This is a genomic window from Paenibacillus sp. lzh-N1 (assembly GCF_002872435.1).
Taxonomy (GTDB): Bacteria; Bacillota; Bacilli; order Paenibacillales; family Paenibacillaceae; genus Paenibacillus; species Paenibacillus polymyxa_C.
The window spans coordinates 827,752-835,000 of the sequence record NZ_CP025696.1; the positions used below are offsets into that span (position 1 = coordinate 827,752).

4 protein-coding genes and 2 rRNA genes (1 of these 6 cut by a window edge) are annotated in these 7,249 nt (G+C 46.4%); 1 reads left to right on the forward strand and 5 read right to left on the reverse strand.

Translation table 11 applies throughout. The features are described 5' to 3' along the window. The first annotated feature begins 158 nt into the window (after positions 1 to 158). Complete coding sequence (locus tag C0638_RS03735) at positions 159 to 1,310, forward strand: type II asparaginase (protein WP_058710759.1); 1,152 nt, start codon at positions 159 to 161, stop codon at positions 1,308 to 1,310. 185 nt (positions 1,311 to 1,495) lie between these two features. On the opposite strand, the gene C0638_RS25280 is transcribed toward C0638_RS03735, so the two are convergent. The 5 genes from C0638_RS25280 to C0638_RS03755 form a co-directional block, all read right to left on the reverse strand. Continuing rightward, positions 1,496 to 1,633, reverse strand: a complete 138-nt coding sequence (locus tag C0638_RS25280; RefSeq protein WP_016819760.1) for a hypothetical protein — start codon at positions 1,631 to 1,633, stop codon at positions 1,496 to 1,498. A 99-nt stretch (positions 1,634 to 1,732) separates the two neighbouring features. Then, positions 1,733 to 3,868, reverse strand: a complete 2,136-nt coding sequence (locus C0638_RS03740) for a DNA topoisomerase III (protein ID WP_058710760.1) — start codon at positions 3,866 to 3,868, stop codon at positions 1,733 to 1,735. Between the two features lie 134 nt (positions 3,869 to 4,002). Beyond that, entirely contained in the window at positions 4,003 to 4,995 is a 993-nt protein-coding gene (locus C0638_RS03745) for a ketoacyl-ACP synthase III (protein ID WP_058710761.1), read from the reverse strand. 216 nt (positions 4,996 to 5,211) lie between these two features. Then, positions 5,212 to 5,328 (reverse strand): 5S ribosomal RNA (gene rrf, locus C0638_RS03750). Positions 5,329 to 5,405: 77 nt separating this feature from the next. Then, positions 5,406 to 7,249, reverse strand: a 23S ribosomal RNA gene (locus tag C0638_RS03755) (it continues 1,084 nt past the right edge of the window).

Consider the following 7,249-nt stretch of genomic DNA (forward strand, 5'->3'; position numbering starts at 1 on the left):
ATATAAAAACAAATCTTTGTGTCATATTTCATGACATAGTTATTGACTAAAGATATTCTCACACTCTATAATGCGTGATATTAACGTAATTCGACAAAATTTTTGTCAGTTAATCTATCATTAATATTTCAAGGTTTAAGATTGGAGAGGAGCTTTATATGACTAACATGAAAAAAATGACAATGATTCCCCTGTTGGCCAGCTTTATTCTCGGAAGTACCTTATGGAGTGGTGGATTTACTGCTAACGCTGCGACCGCAGCTACAACCAGCACAACGGTATCTACTGTTACTACCACTACTACTCCGGACAAACAAACCAATCATTTACCCAATATTAAAATATTGGCCACAGGAGGGACCATTGCAGGGTCATCCTCCGTCAACACAGATACAACTGGTTACAAAGCAGGTGCATTAGGTGTTGAAACCTTGATCAATGCCGTTCCTGAGATGAAAAGTATTGCAAATGTCAGTGGTGAGCAAGTGGTTAACGTAGGTAGCCCCGATGTTAATAATGAAATCCTCTTAAAACTTGCCAAACGCACCAACGAACTGCTTGCCAGAGATGATGTAGATGGTATTGTCATTACCCATGGTACAGATACATTGGAAGAAACGGCATACTTCCTCAATCTTGTCGTTAAGAGCGATAAGCCTGTAGTTGTTGTTGGCTCTATGCGCCCAGCTACTGCCATCAGTGCCGATGGTCCATTCAACCTTTATAATGCTGTAAAAGTTGCCGGTGCTTCGGCCTCTAAAGGCCAGGGTGTACTCGTACTGCTGAACGATCGCATCGGTGCAGCAAGATATATCACGAAAACAAACACAACAGCAGTCGATACGTTCAAGTCTGTAGAGCAGGGATACCTTGGAGCTGTAGTAGGCGATCAAGTATACTACTACAACAAATCCACTCATAAGCACACAATTTCTTCTGTATTCGATATCTCTAATCTCACCCAGCTACCACAAGTAGATATTTTATACGAATATCAAAACAACGGTCGCTACCTGTATGATGCAGCCGTAGCAGCTGGTGCCAAGGGTATAGTGGTCGCTGGTTCCGGTAATGGTTCCTTGTCCAAGACCTCCTCAGAAGGCGCAGAGGCTGCAGGTAAAAAAGGAGTTATTATTGCCCGCTCTACCCGCGTAGGAAGTGGAGTTGTGTCCCCGTCGACAAAAGACGCAGCTTCGAACTTTGTGTCCACTGATTCGCTCAATCCGCAAAAAGCACGGATTTTGCTCATGCTCGCTTTGACCCAAACGCACGATGTGAACCAAATTCAATCTTTCTTTAATGAATACTAAGAGCAGTCATTCCAAGTCAAATAAATACAACTTCCTTATTATGAAAAAGAAGCAGCAGTTACGGTTGACCGCCGTACTGCTGCTTCTTTTATGCAAGAAAATAGAGTCTGGGACCGATAACTAATTTATCTGGTTTCCAATCGTTCTGGTCTTATACAGCCATTCGTTTTCCCTTACAGGCAGCATCAAGACTGCTGTTTGGGAATCCCATTCAAGCTTGGAGGATATTTAGCTTGCTTCTCTGGATGAGCAGCGATTTCTTCCTCCAGTATACTTGATTTATTTTGCTGATTATTGATTTTAAGCGGCTTATGCTTGGGCATAAATACTCACCTCCTCGGATTACCATGCCAAGGAGTAAGCTTTTTTATACCGACATACGCCTGCTAATTGTGTAGCTTATAGCACGTTCTGGCCAATCTTTATTCGCCCTGCTTTTGCTCCATTGCTGCTTTTAACAAATCCCCCAAACTGGAGCCAAAAGAATCCTTCTTTTCAAACTGTTTTACTAGCTTTTGCTGTTCCCGTTTGTTTACCCGTTGCTTGTCCTTATCCAGCGTCTCCGTAATGCCGCAGGGTAAGCATCTTACATACAGACCTGCTTTGCCCTCTTTCATTTCCATTTTTTTATGACACTGTGGACAACGTCGATTGGACAAGCGTTTTTCCCCTGAACGACGGTAACCACAATCCGCACTTGGACATACAAGGAACTTGCCTTTCTTCCCTTTTTTCTCCAACAACTTTGTACCACAATCCGGACAATGGCTATTCGTTACGTTATGGGGCTTGTACTCCGCGCTGCTATTTTTCACAGTAGAAACCAATTCTTTCGCCATAGCACGGATAGAATTCAAAAATGGCTCAGGTTGTCCTTGACCACGGGCAATCCGTTCCAACTCCGATTCCCAACGTGCCGTCAATTCGGGCGTTCGTAGCTGTGGAGCCGCCAGTTCGATCAGTTGCTTGCCTTTACCAGTTGGATGCATCACGTTCCCCTGGCGCTCTATCGTATCCGAGCTGACGAGTTTCTCGATCAGATCTGCACGGGTAGCTGGTGTACCCAGGCCGTGCTTTTCCATCTGAGCGAGCAGGGCTGCTTCTGTATAACGCTTCGGCGGCATCGTTCGTCCAGCTCGTACAATACAACGCTGCAATTGGACGGAGTCTCCTTTTTTCAGCTCAGGCAAAATAACGCCCCGTCCATTATTTTCACGATCATCTATCTCTTCATCGTCCAATTCATAATGACTTTCGTCATATACAGCACGCCAACCACTATCTTTTATGGTTGTACCTTTTACCTGAAATGTTTCCTGCCCCACCATGACCGATACAGCTACAGCATCATAACGTGCAGGTGGGTAGAACAAACTGATAAAACGGCGTGCAATCAGATCATACAGCTTACGTTCCTCTGGGCTTAACTGATTAAGCAATAATGTCTGCTCAGTAGGTATAATCGCATGGTGATCTGTGACTTTACTATCATCCACAACTCGCTTTGTGATTGGCAATTTGTTACGCAATAACGGACGTGCTAAAGAAGCATACGGACCTACTGCTACGCTACTGAGCCTTTCCTTAAGTGAATCCACCATATCGGATGTAAGATAACGGCTATCTGTACGCGGATAGGTCACCAGCTTATGCTGCTCATACAGACGCTGAAGAACATTGGACGTCTGTTTGGCTGAGAAGCCGTAGCGCTGGTTAGCATCTCGTTGCAGCTCAGTTAAGTCATACGCCAGCGGGTGAGGCTCGTTTTTTTCACTCTTTTTAACACTCACAACTGTACCTTTGGCCCCCTCAAGCCTGTGGCGCAAAGTCTCTGCCTGAGTACGGTCAAACATACGTGAATCCCCATTTTCTGCCCGCCATGTTGCCTGAAAATGGCCAAAATCAGCCGTCAAAGTATCATATTCCTGAGAACGAAACTGGGTGATCTCTTTCTCACGTTCCATAATCATCCCCAGTGTCGGTGTCTGTACCCTTCCAGCCGAAAGCTGAGCGTTATAACGAACCGTTAACGCGCGGGTTACATTGAGACCAATCATCCAGTCTGCTTCAGCCCTACAGCGAGCCGATTCATATAAACGATCAAACTGCTGGCCAGGCAATAATTTCGCGAAACCTGCCTTAATTGCCTTATCCGTCTGCGAGGAAATCCATAAGCGTCGGAAAGGCTTTTTCCAGTTTGCCATTTGTATAATCCATCGTGCCAGCAGTTCTCCTTCACGAGCAGCATCTGTTGCCACGATAAGTTCTCCAATGTCCTGTCGTTTCATAAGCTGCTGTACAGCTTTGAACTGATGATTACTTTCCCGCAATACCTTTAACTTGGAGTTCTTCGGAAGAATGGGCAAGTCCTCCAAGTTCCAAGTCGCATACTTAGAATCGTAATCCTCAGGCTCTGCTAATCCGACCAAATGACCCAAAGCCCATGTCACTACATACTTAGGTCCTTCTATATAACTTTTATGCTTCTCTCGGCTGCCCATCACACGTGCAATCTCTCTGGCCACGGATGGTTTTTCTGCCAATACCAATACCTTCATGTTACGCTCCTTTCTCTCATAATGTTAATTATACCATCCTGCCATCTTACGATAAATCTAATGCCAACCAACGTCTCTTTATCAACATGATCTTTCCTTACTATTACTATTGCTTATGCATTAATTAGACCAACTTACAAATCAGGCACACTCCATTTTATTAGCAGACCCGCATAGGTCAGGCCTCCCCCGAATCCATATAACACCACATGTTGTCCATATCTTAAACGCCCATCATCCAATCCACACTGTAAAGCCAACGGAATGGACGCCGCCGAGGTATTGCCATAAAACTCTACACTCGTCAGCGTTTTTTCTAAAGGTACTGTACTTTTTTCACATATGGACTCAATCATTCTCAGATTAGCGCTATGAGGTACAAACCAGTCAAGGTCTTCTTTCTCCATATTTGCCTTATCCATTAATCTTTCGATGCCAGCTGGAACAGAGCGTACAGCCCATTTATAAACCTCACGTCCATTTTGAGCAATAAAGCCATTATCTTGCAGCTTCTCTCCATCCAAATAGTTAGATAATCCTGCGCGGTAAAGATGTGCTCCACCTTGCCCAAAGGTTCCTATATCTGCGGTCAAAAATGATCCTTCATCCTCGTCATATTCAACAAGTGCGACTCCTGCTCCATCTCCAAAAAGAACACATGTCGTCCGGTCGGTATAATCTGTAATTTTGGATAATGTCTCTGCTCCAATCACTAGAACCTTACGATGTAGACCACCCGTAATAAGACCATTCGCCAAATGAAGTCCATAGGCAAAGCCTGCGCATGCAGCACTAACATCCATTGATCCTGTATTTGGAATATTAAAATAAGCCTGAATACGGGAAGCCGTACTTGGAAAATAGTAATCAGGTGTACTTGTCGCTACAATGATCATGTCAACATCGTCCACATTTACGTTATAAAGGTTAACCATACGTTTAATAGCTTGTATACATAAATCAGATACGTACTGATCTTCAGCCGCGATTCGTCGTTCCCGCATACCCGTTCGTTGTACAATCCACTCGTCACTAGTTTCCACAAGTTTCTCCAAGTCGGCGTTTGTTAAAATCCGTTCAGGTACATAAGTGCCAAGGGCCGTTAACTTTGCTTTTGAATTCAACATTCTGATCACTCTCCTTTATAATTCTTATTCATATTATAACACCAGATACTAATACCTGGTACTAATTTTCTTTAAAAAATGTCTATCTATTTACTAGCTAATATCCACAGATTCAGTCGAACTTATAACTAACTTACTCTAATAAAAAATACTACTGAAATTTAACACAAAAAAAAGATCATGATCTCAGTGAGATCATGATCTTTTTTACTTGTTGCTTGGCAACGTCCTACTCTCCCAGGACCCTGCGGTCCAAGTACCATCGGCGCTGGAGGGCTTAACGGTCGTGTTCGGGATGGGTACGTGTGGAACCCCTCCGCTATCGCCACCAAACATGAATTTGCCTCGCAAATTCTAACTTCAAGGTTACACCCTGAAAACTGGATCCGAAACTTATTGCGTCTTATCTTTAGGATAAGCCCTCGACCGATTAGTATTGGTCAGCTCCATGCATTACTGCACTTCCACCCCCAACCTATCTACCTCGTCGTCTTCAAGGGGTCTTACATACTGGGAAATCTCATCTTGAGGGGGGCTTCACGCTTAGATGCTTTCAGCGCTTATCCCTTCCGTACATAGCTACCCAGCGGTGCTCCTGGCGGAACAACTGGTACACCAGCGGTACGTCCATCCCGGTCCTCTCGTACTAAGGACAGCTCCTCTCAAATTTCCTACGCCCACGACAGATAGGGACCGAACTGTCTCACGACGTTCTGAACCCAGCTCGCGTACCGCTTTAATGGGCGAACAGCCCAACCCTTGGGACCTACTTCAGCCCCAGGATGCGATGAGCCGACATCGAGGTGCCAAACCTCCCCGTCGATGTGGACTCTTGGGGGAGATAAGCCTGTTATCCCCAGGGTAGCTTTTATCCGTTGAGCGATGGCCCTTCCATGCGGTACCACCGGATCACTAAGCCCGACTTTCGTCCCTGCTCGACTTGTAGGTCTCGCAGTCAAGCTCCCTTCTGCCTTTGCACTCTTCGAATGATTTCCAACCATTCTGAGGGAACCTTGGGGCGCCTCCGTTACTCTTTAGGAGGCGACCGCCCCAGTCAAACTGCCCACCTGACACTGTCCTCGTACCGGATTACGGTACCAAGTTAGAACCTAGATACGATCAGGGTGGTATCCCAAGGATGCCTCCTCTCAAGCTGGCGCTCAAGATTCTACGGCTCCCACCTATCCTGTACAGATCGTACCCAAATTCAATATCAAGCTGCAGTAAAGCTCCATGGGGTCTTTCCGTCTTGTCGCGGGTAACCTGCATCTTCACAGGTATTAAAATTTCACCGGATCTCTCGTTGAGACAGCGCCCAAGTCGTTACGCCATTCGTGCGGGTCAGAATTTACCTGACAAGGAATTTCGCTACCTTAGGACCGTTATAGTTACGGCCGCCGTTTACTGGGGCTTCGGTTCATAGCTTCGCTCTTGCGAGCTTACCACTCCCCTTAACCTTCCAGCACCGGGCAGGCGTCAGCCCGTATACTTCGCCTTGCGGCTTCGCACAGACCTGTGTTTTTGCTAAACAGTCGCTTGGGCCTTTTCACTGCGGCCCCCTCGGGCTATTCACCCTACCGAGGCACCCCTTCTCCCGAAGTTACGGGGTCATTTTGCCGAGTTCCTTAACGAGAGTTCTTCCGCGCGCCTTAGAATTCTCTTCTCGCCTACCTGTGTCGGTTTGCGGTACGGGCACCTTCTCCTGGCTAGAGGCTTTTCTTGGCAGTCTGAGATCATGACCTTCGCTACTATAATTTTCGCTCCCCATCACAGCCCAGCCTTAACGATGTGCGGATTTGCCTACACATCAGCCTCACTGCTTAGACGGACATCCATCAGTCCGCGTCACTACCCTACTGCGTCACCCCATCGCTCATAGCGGATTACGGTGGTACAGGAATTTCTACCTGTTGTCCTTCGACTACGCCTATCGGCCTCGCCTTAGGTCCCGACTTACCCTGAGCGGACGAACCTTCCTCAGGAACCCTTAGGCTTTCGGCGGATCTGATTCTCACAGATCTTTTCGTTACTCATACCGGCATTCTCACTTGAATGCAGTCCAGCGCTCCTTCCGGTACACCTTCAATCCGCATTCAACGCTCCCCTACCCCTGATGCAAGCATCAAGCCATAGCTTCGGTGGTGTGTTTAGCCCCGTTACATTTTCGGCGCAGAGTCACTCGACCAGTGAGCTATTACGCACTCTTTCAATGGTGGCTGCTTCTAAGCCAACATCCTGGTTGTCTGTGCAACTC